Raw genomic sequence first — 17774 nt, 5'->3', positions numbered from 1 at the left:
AGCGTTGACCCTCGTCACGGTGGACTCTTTTTCACCTCACAAGGCGATCAAAATCACAAAATGGAAAACTGATTTTTTTAGATCTTGTATGAATCAATGAAACTAATCATGATTTTGTGGAACCGGTTTCCTATGTATCGACCACGTCCCCCGTTTTGATGGGGCGATAAAAAGCCAGTACCCTATTGATTAAACAGGATAAAATCCGATGTCGAAAAATTATGCAGCCCTGGCGCAGCAAATACTGACGGCAACAGGCGGGATTGAAAATATCGCCGCCGTCACCCACTGCATGACCCGCCTGCGTTTTGTCGTCAAAGATAATGCGCGGGTGGATAGCGCTGCGCTGAAGAGCCTGAAAGGGGTGCTCGGCGTGGTACAGAGCGATAACCAGTGTCAGGTGATCATCGGCAATACCGTCTCTCAGGCGTATCGCGAAGTCGTCAACCTGCTGCCGGGCGACATGCGTCCCGCAGAACCACAGGGCAAAGCGCCGCTGACGTTCAGACGCATCGGCGCCGGGATCCTCGATGCGCTGATCGGCACCATGTCACCACTGATCCCGGCGATTATCGGCGGATCGATGGTGAAACTGCTGGCGATGATCCTTGAGATGAGCGGCGTACTGCCAAAAGGGGCGCCAACCCTGACGATCCTGACGGTGATCGGCGATGGTGCGTTCTTCTTCCTGCCGCTGATGGTGGCCGCCTCCGCCGCGGTCAAATTCAAAACCAATATGTCGCTGGCCATCGCCATTGCCGGGGTTCTGGTGCACCCGAGCTTTATCGAACTGATGGCCAAAGCCGCCCAGGGCGAGCATGTTGAATTCGCCTTCATCCCGGTGACGGCGGTGAAATATACCTACACCGTGATCCCGGCGCTGGTGATGACCTGGTGTCTGTCCTATATCGAACGCTGGGTCGATCGCATCACCCCGGCGGTCACCAAAAACTTCCTTAAACCGATGCTGATCGTGCTGATTGCCGCCCCGCTGTCGATTCTGCTGATTGGCCCGATCGGTATCTGGATCGGCACCGCAATATCCGCGCTGGTGTACACCGTGCACAGCTATCTGGGCTGGTTGTCGGTGGCCATTATGGGGGCGATCTGGCCGCTGCTGGTGATGACCGGGATGCACCGGGTCTTTACCCCAACCATTATTCAGACCATTGCCGAAACCGGTAAAGAGGGCATGGTTATGTCGTCAGAAATCGGTGCTAACCTGTCGCTGGGTGGCTCGTCGCTGGCGGTGGCCTGGAAAACCAAAAACCCGGAACTGCGTCAGACGGCGCTGGCAGCAGCGGCCTCCGCGATTCTGGCCGGGATTTCCGAACCGGCGCTGTACGGTGTTGCGGTGCGGCTGAAACGCCCGCTCATCGCCAGCCTGATCAGCGGCTTTATCTGTGGCGCGGTGGCCGGTATCGCCGGGCTTGCCAGCCACTCGATGGCGGCACCGGGCCTGTTTACCAGCGTGCAGTTCTTCGACCCGGCCAATCCGATGACCATCGTGTGGGTCTTTGGGGTGATGGCGCTGGCGGTAGTCCTGTCGTTTATCCTGACTCTGGTACTCGGCTTCGAAGATATTCCGGTTGAAGAGGCTGCCGCCGACGCCAGACAGCGTCAGGCCAGCATTCAAGCAACACACGCCTGAACACAATATTGATAACGAGGTAACGCATGGCGACTTTCCCACAGGGATTTTTATGGGGCGGCGCACTGGCCGCCAACCAGTCTGAAGGGGCCTATCTGGAAGGCGGCAAAGGGCTGACCACGGTTGATACGATCCCTCATGGCGCGAACCGCCTGCCGGTAAAACTGGGACTCGAGAAGCGCTTTACGCTGCGCGACGATGAGTTTTATCCGAGCCACGAGGCCATCGATTTTTATCATCGTTATAAAGACGATATTGCCCTGATGGCGGAGATGGGGTTCAGCGTGTTCCGCACCTCGATTGCCTGGAGCCGTCTGTTCCCGAAAGGCGATGAGCAGGAGCCGAATGCCGAAGGGATCGCCTTTTACCGTTCACTCTTCGAGGAGTGCAAAAAGCACAATATCGAGCCGCTGGTGACGCTGTGCCATTTCGATGTACCGATGCATCTGGTGACCGAATATGGCTCCTGGCGTAACCGTCAGATGGTGACCTTTTTCAGCCACTACGCCCGCACCTGCTTTGAAGCCTTTGACGGGTTAGTGAAATACTGGCTGACCTTCAACGAAATCAACATCATGCTGCACAGCCCCTACTCCGGCGCCGGGCTGGTGTTCGAAGAGGGCGAAAACCAGGAGCAGGTGAAGTACCAGGCGGCGCACCATGAGCTTATCGCCAGCGCCCTGGTGACCAAAATCGCTCACGAGGTGAACCCACACAATCAGGTCGGCTGTATGCTGGCGGGCGGTAATTTTTACCCTTATTCCTGTAAGCCGGAAGACGTGTGGATGGCGCTGGAAAAGGATCGCGAAAACCTGTTCTTTATTGATGTGCAGGCGCGCGGTGCCTACCCGGTGTGGGCGGCGCGGGTGTTCCGTGAAAAAGGGGTGGTCATTGCCAAAGAACCGGGTGACGACGAGATCCTCAAGCACACCGTCGATTTTGTCTCCTTCAGCTATTATGCCTCGCGTTGTGCGTCGGCAGAGATGAACGCCAACAATACCAACGCCGCCAATATCGTGAAATCGCTGAAGAACCCGCACATCCAGGCCAGCGAATGGGGCTGGGGTATCGACCCGCTCGGCCTGCGTATCACCATGAATATGATGTATGACCGCTATCAGAAGCCGCTATTCCTGGTGGAGAACGGCCTCGGCGCGCGGGATGAGATTGACGCCAACGGCGAGATCAACGACGACTACCGCATCAGCTATCTGCGTGAGCATATTAAAGCCATGGGCGATGCCATCGAGGACGGCATTCCGGTGATGGGCTACACCAGCTGGGGCTGTATTGACCTGGTGGCCGCCTCTACCGGCGAGATGAGCAAGCGCTACGGTTTTATCTACGTTGACCGCGACGATGCCGGGAACGGTACCCTCGAGCGCAAGCGCAAGAAATCGTTCTGGTGGTACAAAAAGGTCATTGCCAGCAACGGCGAAGACCTGGTGTAACATCGCCTGCCTCACCGGCCCAGCATTGCGCCACAAATGGCTTATCCAGACGACGAGATAAAGCCCCCTGTAACCGGGGGGCTATCCCGAATAGGTTATCCCTGAAGTGGCTCGTCTTCCGGCGCTTCCAGTGCGGCAAAGCCGCCCTGTCCCTGCCAGCCGTTCAGCTTGTGATACACCACTTCCACCGCATCTTTAATCGGCTGGGTCATCGGGTAGTAAAACCCGACGATATCCGGCTGAATACCTAAGAAGATCACCTCGCCAACGTCCTCTTTCAACTGGTCGATCAGGTAGTTGAGCGGCATATTGTGGGTGGTCATCATAAACATCTCGGCGATATCGTCAGGGTCGACGATGCGAATCTCGCCGGGGTTCAGCCCCATATCGGTGGCATCGACAATCAACAGCCGCGTAGGATGCAGTTCGCGGATCGCCACGATGTCATTTTCCGGCGCGCTGCCGCCATCAATCACCACCCAGTCGCCCTGCGGGTTGGCGGCGCACATTTCCGCCAGCAGCGGTCCGGCGCCGTCATCGCCCATCATACTGTTGCCGACACAGAGTAAAACGTCAGTCACGGAGTCTCCTCACCATCAGGTAGATGGCGCTTTCCTGGTGAATATCATGCAGCATGCTGAGCATCGTTTTGCTCCATGCCTGCTGCTGTGCAGTCTGCCCGGCCTGGGCTTTATCGAAAGCATGCGCGAGCATCACGACGTGGTTACTGTCGATGACAATCTCGCCATACTTCGGCACCCCTTCCATTTTGCGCCGCGCGGTACTCCCTGCTTCGAGCGTGCCAATCCACGCCAGATATTCATCCCACGGGCAGCTCAGCGCCGTCTCCAGACAGTCGATAACGCCGAGGTGATGGCCAATCGCCAGGCTGTAATAGACTACCTGCTGCGCCTGATCCGGCGTGGCATCGTTCTCATCAATAAATTTACGGCTCAGCTGACTGAACACCACCGTCTCGCTCATCGGATACGCGTCTCCTCAACCACCTGATTCAGATGGGTAATAATCTCGGTCAGACGCGGATCTTTTTCCGCCTCCAGCCACCGCAGCACCTGGTTATCGCCCTGCCCCAGCAGCCGCATATAGTCGTCGGCGATCTGGCGACCGTAGCGATAGCCTGCCAGGCGCCGCGCTTCACGGTCGATGCGAACGCGCAGCGGCTGCACCATATTCGGGTGCAGGATCTCCGCCGCTTTGTCGTCTTCTTCACCCGGTAGACGCGCGTGAATTTTCTGCTCCAGCAGACCCAGCGCCATTGCAAAGCCGTACAGCGTGGCGGCAGGCGTCGGCGGGCAGCCTGGGATATAGACATCCACCGGCACGATTTTGTCGGTGCCGCCCCAGACGCAGTACAGGTCGTGGAAAATACCGCCGCTATTGCCGCAGGCGCCGTAGGAGATACAGATTTTCGGGTCCGGTGCCGACTGCCATGCCCGCAGCGCCGGCGAGCGCATGGCGCGCGTGACCGCGCCGGTAAACAGCAGAATATCGGCATGGCGCGGCGACGGGACCACCTTGATCCCGAAGCGTTCGGCATCAAACAGCGGCGAAAGCGTGGCGAAAATCTCAATTTCACAGCCATTACAGCCGCCGCAGTCCACGCGGTAGACGTAGGCGGAACGCTTAATTTTCTTCAACAGCGATGCCTTCATGCTGGCGATGGATTCATCCACCGTCATCGGCACCGGAATGCCGTTATCATCGCGCGGGCCTAATAAGTTGCTCATCAGCTGGCCTCTCTCATATGACGAGTCAGTTCAATACGGTCGGACGGCACCAGACATTTCTGGCGCTTGCACTCCGGGCAGGTCTCAAAGCTTTCGCGATGCAGTTCGGCACGGGAATCGCCGTTGTGCTTGAGCAGCGCAATGGCGTAATCGATCTCTTTCTGCACCGCAAACGGCCGTTCGCACACCCGGCAATGGCAGATGTCGAAACGCGACTGCTGGAGAAAATCCTCTTTCTTCCACACCGCCAGCTCATACTCCTGCGAAAGCTTAATCGCCGTCGTCGGGCAGACCTCTTCGCAGCGTCCGCAGAAGATGCAGCGCCCGAGATTGAACTGCCACGCCAGTTCGTTCGTCGCCAGATCGGTTTCCACCGTCAGGGCGTTGGACGGGCAGGCATTGACGCAGGCCGCACAGCCGATGCACTGCTGCGGGCTATGCTCCGGCTTGCCGCGGAAGTTTTTATCTACCGGCATCGGCTCCAGCGGATAGGAGTGGGTCGCATTCCCGGTCTTAATGACTTTCTTGATAAAGGTAAACATGGCGATTCCTTATTTCAGCGGCGAGTTTTTACGCTCGATGCTGTAGCGCTCCAGCTCTTTGTACGGCACCACTTTGCTTTTCTTCTTGCGCACGTCGACCACGGTCATGCGGTCGGTACAGGAGTAGCAAGGGTCGAGGCTACCGATAATCAGCGGCGCATCGGAGACGGTGTTGCCGCGCAGCATGTAGCGCAGGGTCGGCCAGTTGGCGTAGGTGGCGGCACGGCAGCGCCAGCGATACAGTTTCTGGTTGTCGCCGGTCATGCTCCAATGGATATCATCCCCGCGCGGCGCTTCCGAGAAGCCGAGCGCGAAGCGGTGAGGAATGTAGGTGAACCCTTCAACCGCCAGCGGACCGCCCGGCAGGTTGTCGAGGCCGAAATCGATCATATTCAGCGCGGTGTACACCTCGTTGATGCGTACCTTCAGGCGTGAAATAACGTCGCAGCCCTGCTCGCTGTGGACTTCCATCGGCAGCAGACCATAGCCGACAAACGGGTGGTCGGCGCGGGTGTCACGGGCGTGGCCGCTGGCGCGGACCATCGGACCAACGTTGCTGAAGTCACGGGCGATTTGCGGATCAAGACGGCCGATACCTACGGTACGTTGCTCCATGTTCGGGGTGCTGAGCAGCATATCCACCAGATCCTGCACGTCACGACGCATCTGCTGCGCCAGCTGACGGGTCTGGATCATGTCATCTTTCAGCAGATCGCGGCGAATCCCGCCGATCAGATTCAGACCGTAGGTTTTACGCGCCCCGGTGAGGATCTCAGCCATCTTCATTGAGGTTTCGCGCACCCGGAAGAACTGCATAAACCCGGAGTCGAAGCCGGTAAAGTGGCAGGCCAGACCGAGGTTCAGCAGATGCGAGTGCAGACGCTCCACTTCCAGCAGAATGGCGCGGATCATCTGCGCCCGCTCCGGCACCACGATGCCCATCGCATTCTCAACGGAGGTGGTATAGGCGGTGCTGTGGGCAAAGCCGCAGATACCGCACACGCGGTCGGAGAGGAAGGTCACTTCGTTGTAACCCATGCGGGTTTCCGCCAGTTTCTCCATGCCGCGGTGGACGTAGAACAGGCGGTAATCGGCGTCGATAATATTCTCGCCGTCAACAAACAGGCGGAAGTGGCCCGGTTCATCGGAGGTCACGTGCAGCGGGCCAATCGGCACCACGTTGTTTTTCTTGCTGCCCAGTTCGTTGATGAACTCGTAGGTTTCCGCATCAGTGGTCGGCGCCGGGCGCTGACGGTAATCCATGCTGTCTTTGCGCAGCGGATAGAGTTCATCCGGCCAGTCATCCGGCAGCACCAGACGACGTTCGTCCGGCAGTCCCACCGGCACCAGGCCATACATATCGCGCACTTCGCGCTCGCCCCAGACCGCGGCAGGCACGAGCGGCGTCACCGACGGGTATTCCGGCTTATCAGCATCGACTTCCACGCGCACGGTGATCCAGCATTTGCTGCCCTGCTCCATCGACAGTACGTAATACACCGCGTAGTGACCGTTCAGCTTACGTTCGTCGTTGCCGAACAGCACCGACAGCCAGCCGCCCTGCTGGTAGTAAAGGAACTCGACCACTTCCGGCAGGTAGTTGACCTTCACCGTGACCGTCAGTTGGTCTTTGGTCTGCCAGGCTTCATCCAGCACCACGCCAGGGAAGGCCTGGTGCAGAGCGGCGAGATAGTGTTGACCGATTTTTTCTTCAGACATGCTCAAACTCTCTTAAATCACGCCACCAGCAAGGAGACGAAGGCTAAAAAGGCGAAACCAAACCCGGCCCAGGTGACGCGGGAGGTGGCACAGAAACGCAGACGCGCCATGCTGTTTTCGAACAGGGCGATCACCAACACACCGGCCACCAGCTTGACGACGGCCAGCACCAGCGCCAGCAGCAGTCCGCCGACGCTGAAGTGGGTCATCTGTCCCCACGGGATAAACACGCCGACAAACATCTGTAACACCACCAGCTGTTTGAGGCTGATCCCCCACTTCAGGATCGCAAAGCCGCTGCCGCTGTATTCGGTGAGTGGCCCTTCCTGCAGCTCCTGCTCCGCTTCCGCCAGGTCGAACGGCAGCTTGCCCATTTCGATAAAGGTGGCGAAGGCGCAGGCGCACAGCGCCAGAATCAACGGAATGCTGCGCGCGGCAGGCCAGTGATAAAGGGTATCGGCGATGTTGCTGATATGGGTGGAACCCGCGACCTGCGCCGCGACCCACAGGCCGAGCAGCAGAATCGGCTCAACCAGCACGCCGAGCATCGCTTCGCGGCTGCTGCCAAGCGCCGTAAACGGGCTTCCGGTATCGAGGCCAGAAATCGCGAAGAAGAAGCGGGCGATGGCGAACAGGTAGATCAGGGTGATCAGGTCGCCCAGCCCCGGCATCGGGGAGGCGACGGTGATCACCGGCAGCGCGGTGGCGATGGTCAGCATCACCCCGACCATCACGTACGGCGTCAGGCGGAACACCCAACCGGAAGCGTCCGGACCAACGCTCTGGCGCCCCAGCAGCTTCAAGATATCCCGGTACTCCTGCAGCACGCCCGGACCGCGACGGTTATGCAGACGAGCGCGGGCGACACGGGTTATCCCGGACAACAGCGGCGCGGCGGCGAACAGCACCAGCGCCTGCAACAATGCAATTAATACACTCATTCTCAGGCTCCTCGCGAAATCACAATCACCACCAGCACCGCCAGCTCAACCAGCGCGACGCTGCGGAACAGCGCAGGCGCAGCAGCGTTCTGCCAGCCGGGAACCAGACGGACCGGGTTCAGCCAGTGACGCAGTTTCAGCACCGGTGCAAAGGCTTCCTTCACCGGCATGGCAAAGCCGTGGGCGGTGATAACCATCGATTTTTCATGGTCATAGCCACACACCCAGGCCGCACCGCGCGAGCGGGCCGGCAGACGGTCGCCTTTAAAGAAGATCATCAGCAGCAACGGCAGCAGCGGGCAGGCGATCAGCAGCAGCGCGATCAGCGGCTGCGACACCACGCTTGAGACTTCCGCCTGTACCGGGAAGGCCCCGCCAACCAGCGGCAGCAGCCACGGCGCAGCGACCCCACCCACCACGCAGCTGGCGGCAGCCAGCACCACGCTAAAGGTCATCAGCCACGGCGCACAGGTGGCGTTTTCCGCCTCTTTGCTACGCGGCGCGCCGAGGAAGGTCACGCCATAGACTTTGGCCATGCACATCACCGCCAGTGCGCCAGTAATCGCCAGTCCAACTGCCAGCATCGGCCCCAGCAGGCGACCGACAAAGGCATCGCCGGTGCTCAGGGTGAAGAAGGATTGATAGATAACCCACTCGCCGGCAAAGCCGTTCAGCGGCGGCAGCGCGGCCATCGCCATCAGCCCCACCAACATGGAGAGCGAAATCAGCGGCATCTTTTTGCCAATCCCGCCAAGCTTTTCGATGTCACGATGACCGGTACGGAACCAGACCGCGCCCGCGCCGAGAAACAGCGTGGTTTTAAACAGGCTGTGGTTGATCAGGTGATACATGCCGCCAATAAAGCCCAGCAGCATCAGGGTGGTGTTGTGGCTCGCCACGCCGGTGACGAAGGCCCCAAGGCCGAGCAGAATAATGCCGATATTTTCGAGGGTGTGGTACGCCAGCAGACGCTGAATATTGTGCTCCATCAGGGCATACAGTCCGCCGACAAAGGCGGTGATCATCCCCAGAACTAACAGCATCACGCCCCACCACAGCGGTAGTACGCTCCCGGCCAGCGAAACTGTCAAAATACCGTACAGACCGACTTTCATTACCACGGTGGAGAACAGCGCGGCAGCCGGAGCGCTGGCGCCAGCATGCGCCTGCGGCGCCCAGCCGTGCAGCGGGATCACCCCGGCCAGCAGGGCGAAGCCAATCAGCCCCGGCAGCCACAGCAGCATATCCGGCGCGACGCCCAGCGTCAGGCGGTTAATCTGCGCCACTTCGAGCGTGCCGTAGGTCGACCAGACCAGCCAGCAGGTCCAGGCCAGCAGCAGAGTGCCGAGACGTCCCAGCACAAACCACAGCTTGCCGGACTGTGCGCAGCCGGTCAGGAAGGCGGCGCACAGGGCCATGATTTCCGCCATCACCACCAGCGCACCAAAGTTCGTCACCACTACCGCACTGGTGGCCGCCGCCAGCAGCAGGTTCACCAGCAGGCCGTTGGCTTTGACCTGCGGGTGACGGTGCCACGCGATATTGAACAGCGAAATCGGTAAAGCCGACAGCCCGATGGCCAGCAGCCACAGCGCATTAATACCGCCAACCCGCATGGTGAGGTTCAGCAACTGCAGGACACCGCCGTTCATCCGGTCCGGCATCAGCAGCGCTGCGCCGCCCGCCAGCACCAGCATCACGCTGGCCACCGCGCCGCCAATCCCGGCAATTGCGCCGCTCAGCGATTTACGCATGGTAAAGAGAAAGGCCAGCACGCCGCTGACGGCATACCAGACCACAGCCTGATTGACTAAAGAAATCACACTCATTTCACGCCTCCTTGTTGCGCCTGAAACAGCGACAGATCGCCGAGGTCGGTATTAAAGGTCAGCTCGCGCTTACGCTTGCTGGCCTGGGCGATATCACGAATATCCACCAGCAACAGCGCTTTGGTCGGACAGGTCCGGACACAGGCCGGTCCCTGTTCATCGAAATGGCACAGGTCGCATTTCACGGCGATAGCCCGCACGCCGGGAACCCAGTCGAGCAGCGAACTGACGCGTGCTGGGGCCGGTGGCGCGGCGGGTGCCAGAGGCGTATTGGCATTCGCCGGAATATCCAGCGGACGGCTACCGGAAAATTCGATCGCCCCAAACGGGCAGGCAATTCCGCATAGCTTGCAGCTTACGCACAGGCTTTCGTTGAGTTGGATCGCGCCATCAACGCGGTTAATCGCATTAACCGGGCACACGGCGGCGCAGGGTGCGTCTTCGCAGTGGTGGCACATCTGCGGCGCGGATTCTTTTTCATTACGCATGACCTGCAGTCGCGGCATGGCCTGCAGGCCGTGCTGGCGGTGCGTCTCTGCGCAGGCGGCTTCGCAGGTGCGGCAGCCAATACAGACGGTGGAGTCAGCAATTACAAAACGGTTCACCGGATCATCCTCGGGTGACAGTCATTTTTGACGAAATCAGGGTGTTCAGCTGTCATTTTCGACACCTGTCGACACCTACGGTTAATGAGCCAACGCCAGATGGCTTAAATCCACCGGTTGGTCGCGTTCCATGGCGTCATACAGACGGTCATACACGCTGGCGATAATCGCCAGATAATGCTCCAGCACCTGTTCGCGCGAACGGTTGCTGATACGGCCATCAATGGTGCCGTCGGAGGCCAGCGTTGCTTTAGCAATCAGACGCTTATCATCGCTGTTGCGTGTTTCAACGTAGTATTCGATGGTGTGGTTGTTGAACCCTTCCGCCAGTGCGACATACACCTGAAAATGTTCAAATAAAACAAAGCACAGCTCTTTGTCCGGCGCGCAGCTCATCGCGTGATGCAAACGCGCCTTGGACAGCGTGATGCCCTGAACCAGCGAGTTGCAGTAATGCCGCCACTGATCCTGATAGCGACGGTGACGATCGGCGATGTAGTCCGCCTTTTCACTTATTTCCCAAATAGTCATCTCGGATTCCCCGTTTTCATGAGATGCACCGTACTAGCATTTTCCATGCCAAATTTTAACTATCTGATATTAAATGAAATTAATAAAAACAACGTCCTGAACTGACATGTCGATGACAGCCATTCACTGTCGTCATCGACAGCCACGCCGACGATAACGGTGAGCTGGCATCGTTATTGCATATAAGGCCAATAGCGATAGAGAGGTAGGCAACCATGCACGAAATCACACTCAGCCAGCGGGCGCTGGAAATTATTGAACAGCAAGCGCAGCAGGCCGGGGCACAACGGGTCACCGGCGTGTGGCTGAAAGTCGGCGCCTTTTCCTGCGTAGAAGCCAGCGCGCTGACCTTCTGCTTTGAACTGGTGTGCCGCGGGACGCTGGCGGAAGGCTGCGAGCTGCATATCGACGAACAGCAGGCGGAATGCTGGTGTGAATCCTGCCAGAAGTATGTACATCTCATCTCGCAGCATGTGCGTCGGTGTCCGCAGTGTCAGAGCGACACCTTACAAATCGTCGCCGACGACGGCTTACAGATCCAACGAATAGAAGTGAGCCCCGACTGATTCGGGTTGTTTCCGGCAAGACCAAAACAACGTGAACGATGACGGGACAGATCAGGAGTAAACTATGTGTACGACTTGCGGCTGTGGGGAAGGCAACCTTTATATCGAAGGTGATGAACACAACCCTCACTCGGCGTTTCGCAGCGCCCCCTTCGCGCCGGCCCCGCGCCAGACCATGACCATTACCGGCGTCAAAACCGATAACTTCACCCCTACCCGCACTGAAAGCGGCGACCTGCACTACGGCCATGGCGAAGCAGGAACCCACGCGCCAGGCCAGAGCCAGCGCCGGATGCTGGAGGTGGAGATCGACGTACTGGATAAAAATAACCGGCTGGCCGCCCGCAACCGCGCCCGCTTTGCCGCCCGTGGTCAGGTGGTGCTGAACCTGGTCTCCAGCCCTGGCTCCGGTAAAACCACCCTGCTGAGCGAAACCTTACTGCGCCTGAAAGACAAAACGCCGTGCGCGGTTATCGAAGGCGACCAGCAGACCATCAACGACGCAGCGCGTATTCGCGCCACCGGCACCCCGGCCATTCAGGTCAACACCGGTAAAGGCTGTCATCTCGATGCGCAGATGATCGCCGATGCCGCCCCGCGCCTGCCGCTGGCGGATAACGGAATTCTGTTTATTGAAAACGTCGGCAACCTGGTGTGCCCGGCCAGCTTCGATCTCGGCGAACGTCACAAAGTGGCGGTGCTATCGGTGACCGAAGGGGAAGACAAACCGCTGAAATACCCGCATATGTTCGCTGCCGCCAGCCTGATGCTGCTGAACAAAATCGATCTGCTGCCGTACCTCAACTTTGATGTGGAGAAGTGCCTCGCCAGTGCCATGGAGGTGAACCCCAATATTGAGATCATCATGCTCTCCGCCACCAGCGGTGAAGGCATGGATACGTGGCTCAACTGGCTGGAGGCGCAGCAATGTGCATAGGCATTCCGGGACAAATCTGCGCCATTAATGGCAATCAGGCGAAGGTCGAAGTGTGCGGCATTCAGCGCGAAGTCGATCTGACCCTTGTCGGCGCCGTCGACGAGCACGGTCAGCCGCGCCTCGGACAGTGGGTGCTGGTCCACGTCGGCTTCGCCATGAGCATCATTAATGAAGCCGAAGCCCGGGATACTCTCGAGGCGCTGCAGAATATGTTTGAGGTCGAGCCGGACGTCGGCGCGCTGCTGTACGGCGAGGAGCGATAATGCGTTTCGTTGATGAATACCGCGCCCCGGAACAGGTGATGCAGTTGGTTGAGCACCTGCAGGCGCGGGCGCAGCGGCTTCCCCATACCGCCGAACGCCCGCTGCGGATTATGGAAGTCTGCGGCGGCCACACCCACGCCATTTTTAAATTCGGCCTCGACCAGCTGCTTCCCGACAATATTGAATTTATTCATGGTCCTGGCTGCCCGGTCTGCGTGCTGCCGATGGGGCGTATCGACACCTGTATCGACATTGCCAGCCGTCCGGGCGTGATTTTCTGTACCTTCGGCGACGCCATGCGCGTGCCCGGCAAAAACGGTTCATTGCTGCAGGCAAAAGCCCGCGGCGCCGATGTGCGCATCGTCTATTCGCCGATGGACGCCCTGAAGCTGGCGCAGCAGAACCCGGAACGTGAAGTGGTCTTCTTCGGCCTCGGCTTTGAAACCACCATGCCCGCCACCGCCCTGACCCTCCGCCACGCCCGCGAGCGCGGCGTCGACAATTTCTACTTCTTCTGCCAGCACATCACGCTGCTCCCGACCCTGCGCAGCCTGCTCGACCAGCCGGACAACGACATCGACGCCTTTCTGGCCCCCGGTCACGTCAGCATGGTCATTGGTACCGACGCCTACGGTTTTATCGCCAGCGACTATCATCGTCCTTTAGTGGTTGCTGGATTCGAACCGCTTGATCTACTGCAAGGCGCGGTGATGCTGGTTGAGCAGACAATAGCGCGGCACAATCAGGTGGAAAATCAGTATCGCCGCGTGGTGCCTGATGAAGGCAATCCGCTGGCGCAATCGGCGATAGCCGATGTTTTCTGCCTCAGCGGCGACAGCGAATGGCGCGGCCTGGGGGTCATCAGCAATTCCGGTGTATGCCTGACGCCCGCCTACCAGCGTTTCGATGCCGAGGCCCATTTCCGCCCGGCGCCGCAGCGCGTCTGTGACGATCCGCGCGCCCGCTGCGGCGACGTGCTGACCGGTCGCTGTAAGCCGCACCAGTGTTCACTGTTCGGCAAAGTCTGTAATCCCCAGAGCGCCTTCGGCGCGCTGATGGTCTCATCAGAAGGCGCATGCGCCGCCTGGTATCAATATCGCAGTCAGGAAAACGAAGCATGAAAAGCGTCCAGTTAGCCCACGGTAGCGGCGGTCAGGCGATGCAGCAGCTGATCGCCTCCCTGTTTATGCAGGCGTTTGCCAACCCGTGGCTGGCGGAGCAGGAAGATCAGGCGCGTCTTGATCTGGCGCAGTTAGCCGCCCTCGGCGACCGCCTTGCCTTCTCCACCGACAGCTACGTCATTGACCCGCTGTTTTTCCCCGGCGGCGATATCGGCAAGCTGGCGGTATGCGGTACCGCCAACGACGTGGCGGTCAGCGGCGCCCTGCCGCGCTATCTCTCCTGCGGGTTTATTCTCGAAGAGGGGCTGGAGATGAGCATCCTCGAACGGGTGGTCAACAGCATGGCCCATACCGCGCAGGCCGCCGGGATTGCCATCGTGACCGGCGATACCAAAGTCGTGCCGCGCGGCGCGGCGGATAAACTGTTTATCAACACCGCCGGGATCGGCGCGATCCCGGCAGACATTCGCTGGGGCGCACAGCAGATTGCCCCCGGCGATGTCCTGCTGGTCAGCGGCACCCTCGGCGATCACGGCGCCACCATCCTCAACCTGCGCGAGCAGATGGGGCTGGACGGCGCGCTCTCCAGCGACTGCGCAGTACTCACGCCGCTGATTCAGACCCTGCGCGACGTTCCCGGCGTCAAAGCCCTGCGCGATGCCACTCGCGGCGGAGTCAACGCGGTGGCCCATGAGTTCGCCGCCACCAGCGGTTGCGGCATCGAGCTGCATGAACAGACGCTGCCGGTCAACGATACCGTGCGCGGAGTTTGCGAGTTATTAGGGCTGGATGCGCTTAACTTCGCCAACGAAGGCAAGCTGGTGATTGCCGTTGCCCGGGAGGCGGCGGAAGCGGCGCTGGCGCAGTTGCGCAGCCATCCGCTGGGCCGCGATGCGGCGATGGTTGGCGAGGTGGTTGAACGCCGCGGCGTACGTTCCGTCGGGTTATACGGCGTCAAACGCACGTTGGATCTGCCTCACGCCGAGCCTTTACCACGGATTTGTTAACCGGATTGACCGAGTGAACCGGTAGCCCGGACAGATGCGCAGCATCGCCTCCGGGGAAAACATCAGTATCTCAGCATGATTATCCAGCCCAAATCATCGGGCCACCACGGATGGATTACCGCGGCAACGACTGCTTTTTAACATACTATTATTTGTGTCATCACTTTCTTATGCGCCGCCTGAATGGCGCTTTTTGGACTTAAGCAATGTCGTATACACCACTGGGCGATTTTGGGCAGCAAGGGCTGTTCGATATCACCCGTATTCTGTTACAGCAGCCTGATCTGGCCGCGCTGAGTGAAACGCTAACCCACCTGGTTCAGCAATCTGCGCTGGCAGATCGCGCGGCCATTATCCTGTGGAATGCCGGAAACCACCGCGCGACCCGCTACGCCTGCGACGATGCGGGCCTGCCGGTCAGCTATGAAGATGAAACCTTACTGGCCCACGGGCCGGTGCGCCGCCTGCTGTCGCGCCCCGATGCGCTACATTGTGACCATGCCACCTTTGTCGAAGCCTGGCCGCAGCTGGCCAGCTGCGGTTTGTATCCGCCATTCGGTTATTACTGCCTGCTGCCGCTGGCGGCGGAAGGTCGCATCTTCGGCGGCTGCGAGTTTATCCGCAACGACGACCGCCCCTGGACCGAAAAAGAGTACCAGCGGCTGCATACCTTTACCCAGTTGGTTGCGGTGGTGACCGAACAAATCCAGAGTCGGGTCAGCAACAATGTGGATTACGATTTGCTGTGCCACGAGCGCGACAACTTCCGCATTCTGGTCGCCATCACCAACGCCGTGCTCTCCCGGCTGGATATCGATGAGCTGGTGGGCGAGGTGGCGAAGGAGATTCACCGCTATTTCCGTATCGACGCCATCAGCGTGGTGCTGCACAGCAGCCGCAAGGGCAAGCTGAATATCTACTCGACTCACTATCTTGACGCCAGCCACCCGGTGCACGACCAGAGCGAGGTCAATGAGGCTGGAACCCTGACCGAGCGGGTGTTTAAAAGCAAAGAGATGCTGCTGCTCAACTTGCACGAGCACGACTCGCTGGCACCGTATGAAAAAATGCTCTTCGAGATGTGGGGCAACCAGATCCAGACCCTGTGCTTGCTACCGCTGATGTCCGGCAATAATTTGCTGGGGGTGCTGAAGCTGGCGCAGTGCGACGAAAAGGTGTTCACCACCACCAACCTCAAGCTGCTACGCCAGATTGCCGAGCGGGTGTCGATCGCCATCGATAACGCCCTCGCCTACCAGGAAATTCAGCGTCTGAAAGAGCGACTGGTTGACGAAAACCTGGCGCTGACCGAGCAGTTGAATAACGTCGAGAGCGAGTTTGGTGAAATTATCGGCCGCAGCGAAGCCATGCACAGCGTGCTCAAGCAGGTCGAGATGGTGGCGCAGAGTGACAGCACCGTGCTGATCCTCGGTGAAACCGGCACCGGCAAGGAGTTGATTGCCCGGGCGATCCACAATCTCAGCGGGCGCAACGGCCGGCGGATGGTTAAGATGAACTGCGCCGCGATGCCTGCCGGGCTGCTGGAGAGCGATCTCTTCGGCCATGAGCGTGGCGCCTTTACCGGGGCCAGCGCGCAGCGTATTGGCCGTTTCGAGCTGGCGGATAAAAGCTCCCTGTTCCTCGACGAAGTGGGCGATATGCCGCTGGAGCTGCAGCCGAAACTGTTACGGGTGTTGCAGGAGCAGGAATTTGAGCGGCTCGGTAGCAATAAGTTGATCCAGACCGACGTCCGGCTGATCGCCGCGACTAACCGCGATCTTAAACAGATGGTCGCCGATCGCGAATTCCGTAGCGATCTCTATTACCGTCTGAACGTCTTCCCGATCCATCTGCCGCCGCTCCGCGAGCGCCCGGACGATATCCCGCTGCTGGTCAAAGCGTTTACCTTTAAAATCGCCCGCCGCCTCGGGCGCAATATCGACAGCATTCCGGCGGAGACCCTGCGCACCCTCAGCCGGATGGAGTGGCCAGGCAACGTTCGGGAACTGGAGAACGTGATTGAGCGCGCGGTGCTGCTGACCCGCGGCAGCGTGCTCCAGCTGTCGCTGCCTGAGCTGAATATTGAGCCGGAAACCCTACCGGAGGCCGCCCTGCCGCAGGAGGGGGAAGACGAATATCAGCTGATTGTTCGGGTGCTGAAAGAGAGTAACGGGGTGGTTGCCGGGCCGAAAGGGGCCGCGCAACGGCTGGGTCTCAAACGCACCACGCTACTTTCCCGCATGAAACGCCTTGGAATTGGCAAAGATGAGTTAGTATAAATTTCATACTTATTGCAATCAATCACTGGAAGGAGGTTTTATGGCGGTATCAGCACGTAACCAACTGACCGGCACGGTGAGTGCCGTTGCCACTGGCGCGGTCAATGATGAAGTTGAATTGACGCTCACCGGCGGCGCAAGACTGGTGGCGATTGTCACCCACAGCAGCCAGCAGGCGCTGGGGCTGGTCCCTGGCAAAGAAGCCATTGCCTTGATTAAAGCCCCGTGGGTGACCCTGGCAACAGAAGCGTGCGGTCTGAAGTTCTCCGCCCGTAACCAGTTTGCCGGCAGCGTCAGCCGGGTGACCGAAGGCGCGGTGAACGCGACGGTGCATATTACTACCGATGCCGGGTTTGATATTGTGGCGGTCGTGACCAACGAGAGTCAGGAAGAGATGCAGCTGGTGCAGGGCAGCCGCGTGCTGGCGCTGATTAAGGCCTCGGCGATCCTGATTGCCACCCGCGCTTAACACCATCCAAAACACTGTTTCATTTCGATAAAAATGAAACAGTGTTCTGTGAGTCACCTCGCGTTACCCGCCGTGAATGAATGATACATAAGCGTTTTCCATCATGGAGATGCTT

18 protein-coding genes are annotated in these 17774 nt (G+C 59.2%); 9 read left to right on the top strand and 9 right to left on the bottom strand.

Annotation, left to right across the window (positions count from 1 at the left end):
• Window positions 1-208 precede the first annotated feature (208 nt).
• Complete coding sequence (gene ascF / locus ACMYSN_RS20455) at window positions 209-1651, top strand: PTS cellobiose/arbutin/salicin transporter subunit IIBC (protein ID WP_462495983.1); 1443 nt, start codon at window positions 209-211, stop codon at window positions 1649-1651.
• Window positions 1652-1677: 26 nt separating this feature from the next.
• Complete coding sequence (locus ACMYSN_RS20450) at window positions 1678-3102, top strand: 6-phospho-beta-glucosidase (protein WP_462495982.1); 1425 nt, start codon at window positions 1678-1680, stop codon at window positions 3100-3102.
• A gap of 95 nt (window positions 3103-3197) precedes the next feature.
• On the opposite strand, the gene hycI is transcribed toward ACMYSN_RS20450, so the two are convergent.
• The 9 genes from hycI to hycA form a co-directional block, all read right to left on the bottom strand.
• On the bottom strand, window positions 3198-3683 hold the full coding sequence (gene hycI, locus ACMYSN_RS20445; protein WP_462495981.1) for a hydrogenase maturation peptidase HycI: 486 nt from the start codon (window positions 3681-3683) through the stop codon (window positions 3198-3200).
• A complete protein-coding gene (locus ACMYSN_RS20440) occupies window positions 3676-4086 on the bottom strand; it encodes a formate hydrogenlyase maturation HycH family protein (RefSeq protein WP_462495980.1) in 411 nt (136 codons plus the stop codon). The genes hycI and ACMYSN_RS20440 overlap by 8 nt, the downstream gene beginning before the upstream one ends.
• Entirely contained in the window at window positions 4083-4850 is a 768-nt protein-coding gene (locus ACMYSN_RS20435; RefSeq protein WP_154143966.1) for an NADH-quinone oxidoreductase subunit B family protein, read from the bottom strand. Before ACMYSN_RS20435 ends, ACMYSN_RS20440 begins: the two co-directional genes overlap by 4 nt.
• A complete protein-coding gene (locus tag ACMYSN_RS20430; protein WP_123756777.1) occupies window positions 4850-5392 on the bottom strand; it encodes a formate hydrogenlyase complex iron-sulfur subunit in 543 nt (180 codons plus the stop codon). The genes ACMYSN_RS20435 and ACMYSN_RS20430 overlap by 1 nt, the downstream gene beginning before the upstream one ends.
• A gap of 9 nt (window positions 5393-5401) precedes the next feature.
• The gene (gene hycE, locus ACMYSN_RS20425; RefSeq protein WP_462495979.1) at window positions 5402-7111 is read right to left on the bottom strand and encodes a hydrogenase large subunit; all 1710 of its coding nucleotides are present in this window, start codon (window positions 7109-7111) and stop codon (window positions 5402-5404) included.
• 17 nt (window positions 7112-7128) lie between these two features.
• Window positions 7129-8052: a respiratory chain complex I subunit 1 family protein gene (locus tag ACMYSN_RS20420; protein ID WP_462495978.1), complete on the bottom strand. Its 924-nt coding sequence runs from the start codon at window positions 8050-8052 to the stop codon at window positions 7129-7131.
• A gap of 2 nt (window positions 8053-8054) precedes the next feature.
• Window positions 8055-9881, bottom strand: coding sequence for a formate hydrogenlyase subunit 3 (hycC, locus tag ACMYSN_RS20415; RefSeq protein ID WP_462495977.1), 1827 nt, complete (start codon window positions 9879-9881; stop codon window positions 8055-8057).
• Window positions 9878-10486, bottom strand: coding sequence for a 4Fe-4S dicluster domain-containing protein (locus ACMYSN_RS20410; protein WP_123756773.1), 609 nt, complete (start codon window positions 10484-10486; stop codon window positions 9878-9880). The genes hycC and ACMYSN_RS20410 overlap by 4 nt, the downstream gene beginning before the upstream one ends.
• Before the next feature lie 81 nt (window positions 10487-10567).
• Entirely contained in the window at window positions 10568-11017 is a 450-nt protein-coding gene (hycA, locus tag ACMYSN_RS20405; RefSeq protein ID WP_154143969.1) for a formate hydrogenlyase regulator HycA, read from the bottom strand.
• A 215-nt stretch (window positions 11018-11232) separates the two neighbouring features.
• Here hycA and hypA point away from each other — a divergent pair, with 215 nt between their 5' ends.
• The 7 genes from hypA (at window position 11233) to ACMYSN_RS20370 (ending at window position 17659) form a co-directional block, all read left to right on the top strand.
• Window positions 11233-11583 carry a hydrogenase maturation nickel metallochaperone HypA gene (hypA, locus tag ACMYSN_RS20400; protein WP_462495976.1) on the top strand — a complete coding sequence of 117 codons (351 nt, stop codon included), beginning with the start codon at window positions 11233-11235 and terminating at the stop codon, window positions 11581-11583.
• 64 nt (window positions 11584-11647) lie between these two features.
• Window positions 11648-12520, top strand: a complete 873-nt coding sequence (hypB, locus tag ACMYSN_RS20395) for a hydrogenase nickel incorporation protein HypB (protein WP_462495975.1) — start codon at window positions 11648-11650, stop codon at window positions 12518-12520.
• The gene (locus tag ACMYSN_RS20390) at window positions 12511-12783 is read left to right on the top strand and encodes a HypC/HybG/HupF family hydrogenase formation chaperone (RefSeq protein WP_462495974.1); all 273 of its coding nucleotides are present in this window, start codon (window positions 12511-12513) and stop codon (window positions 12781-12783) included. Before hypB ends, ACMYSN_RS20390 begins: the two co-directional genes overlap by 10 nt.
• Window positions 12783-13904, top strand: coding sequence for a HypD family hydrogenase formation protein (gene hypD, locus ACMYSN_RS20385; RefSeq protein ID WP_462495973.1), 1122 nt, complete (start codon window positions 12783-12785; stop codon window positions 13902-13904). Before ACMYSN_RS20390 ends, hypD begins: the two co-directional genes overlap by 1 nt.
• Window positions 13901-14911 (top strand): hydrogenase expression/formation protein HypE, encoded by a 1011-nt coding sequence (gene hypE, locus ACMYSN_RS20380; RefSeq protein WP_462495972.1) that lies wholly within the window; start codon window positions 13901-13903, stop codon window positions 14909-14911. Before hypD ends, hypE begins: the two co-directional genes overlap by 4 nt.
• A gap of 206 nt (window positions 14912-15117) precedes the next feature.
• Window positions 15118-17190: a sigma-54-dependent transcriptional regulator gene (gene flhA / locus ACMYSN_RS20375; protein WP_462495971.1), complete on the top strand. Its 2073-nt coding sequence runs from the start codon at window positions 15118-15120 to the stop codon at window positions 17188-17190.
• A gap of 40 nt (window positions 17191-17230) precedes the next feature.
• Window positions 17231-17659, top strand: a complete 429-nt coding sequence (locus tag ACMYSN_RS20370; protein ID WP_462495970.1) for a TOBE domain-containing protein — start codon at window positions 17231-17233, stop codon at window positions 17657-17659.
• Window positions 17660-17774: the final 115 nt, after the last annotated feature.

This window comes from Klebsiella sp. R445 (assembly GCF_051131755.1).
Taxonomy (GTDB): Bacteria; Pseudomonadota; Gammaproteobacteria; order Enterobacterales; family Enterobacteriaceae; genus Klebsiella; species Klebsiella lignicola.
This window is presented reverse-complemented; position numbering and strand designations above follow the sequence as displayed.

Coding starts and splice junctions, on each gene's coding strand:
- flhA (WP_462495971.1), top strand. CDS start 15,118: ATGTCGTATACACCACTGGGCGATTTTGGGCAGCAAGGGCTGTTCGAT.
- ACMYSN_RS20435 (WP_154143966.1), bottom strand. CDS start 4,850: ATGAGCAACTTATTAGGCCCGCGCGATGATAACGGCATTCCGGTGCCG.
- ascF (WP_462495983.1), top strand. CDS start 209: ATGTCGAAAAATTATGCAGCCCTGGCGCAGCAAATACTGACGGCAACA.
- hypB (WP_462495975.1), top strand. CDS start 11,648: ATGTGTACGACTTGCGGCTGTGGGGAAGGCAACCTTTATATCGAAGGT.
- hycA (WP_154143969.1), bottom strand. CDS start 11,017: ATGACTATTTGGGAAATAAGTGAAAAGGCGGACTACATCGCCGATCGT.
- ACMYSN_RS20440 (WP_462495980.1), bottom strand. CDS start 4,086: ATGAGCGAGACGGTGGTGTTCAGTCAGCTGAGCCGTAAATTTATTGAT.
- hypE (WP_462495972.1), top strand. CDS start 13,901: ATGAAAAGCGTCCAGTTAGCCCACGGTAGCGGCGGTCAGGCGATGCAG.
- hypD (WP_462495973.1), top strand. CDS start 12,783: ATGCGTTTCGTTGATGAATACCGCGCCCCGGAACAGGTGATGCAGTTG.
- ACMYSN_RS20430 (WP_123756777.1), bottom strand. CDS start 5,392: ATGTTTACCTTTATCAAGAAAGTCATTAAGACCGGGAATGCGACCCAC.
- ACMYSN_RS20390 (WP_462495974.1), top strand. CDS start 12,511: ATGTGCATAGGCATTCCGGGACAAATCTGCGCCATTAATGGCAATCAG.
- hycE (WP_462495979.1), bottom strand. CDS start 7,111: ATGTCTGAAGAAAAAATCGGTCAACACTATCTCGCCGCTCTGCACCAG.
- ACMYSN_RS20450 (WP_462495982.1), top strand. CDS start 1,678: ATGGCGACTTTCCCACAGGGATTTTTATGGGGCGGCGCACTGGCCGCC.
- ACMYSN_RS20370 (WP_462495970.1), top strand. CDS start 17,231: ATGGCGGTATCAGCACGTAACCAACTGACCGGCACGGTGAGTGCCGTT.
- hycC (WP_462495977.1), bottom strand. CDS start 9,881: ATGAGTGTGATTTCTTTAGTCAATCAGGCTGTGGTCTGGTATGCCGTC.
- hypA (WP_462495976.1), top strand. CDS start 11,233: ATGCACGAAATCACACTCAGCCAGCGGGCGCTGGAAATTATTGAACAG.
- ACMYSN_RS20420 (WP_462495978.1), bottom strand. CDS start 8,052: ATGAGTGTATTAATTGCATTGTTGCAGGCGCTGGTGCTGTTCGCCGCC.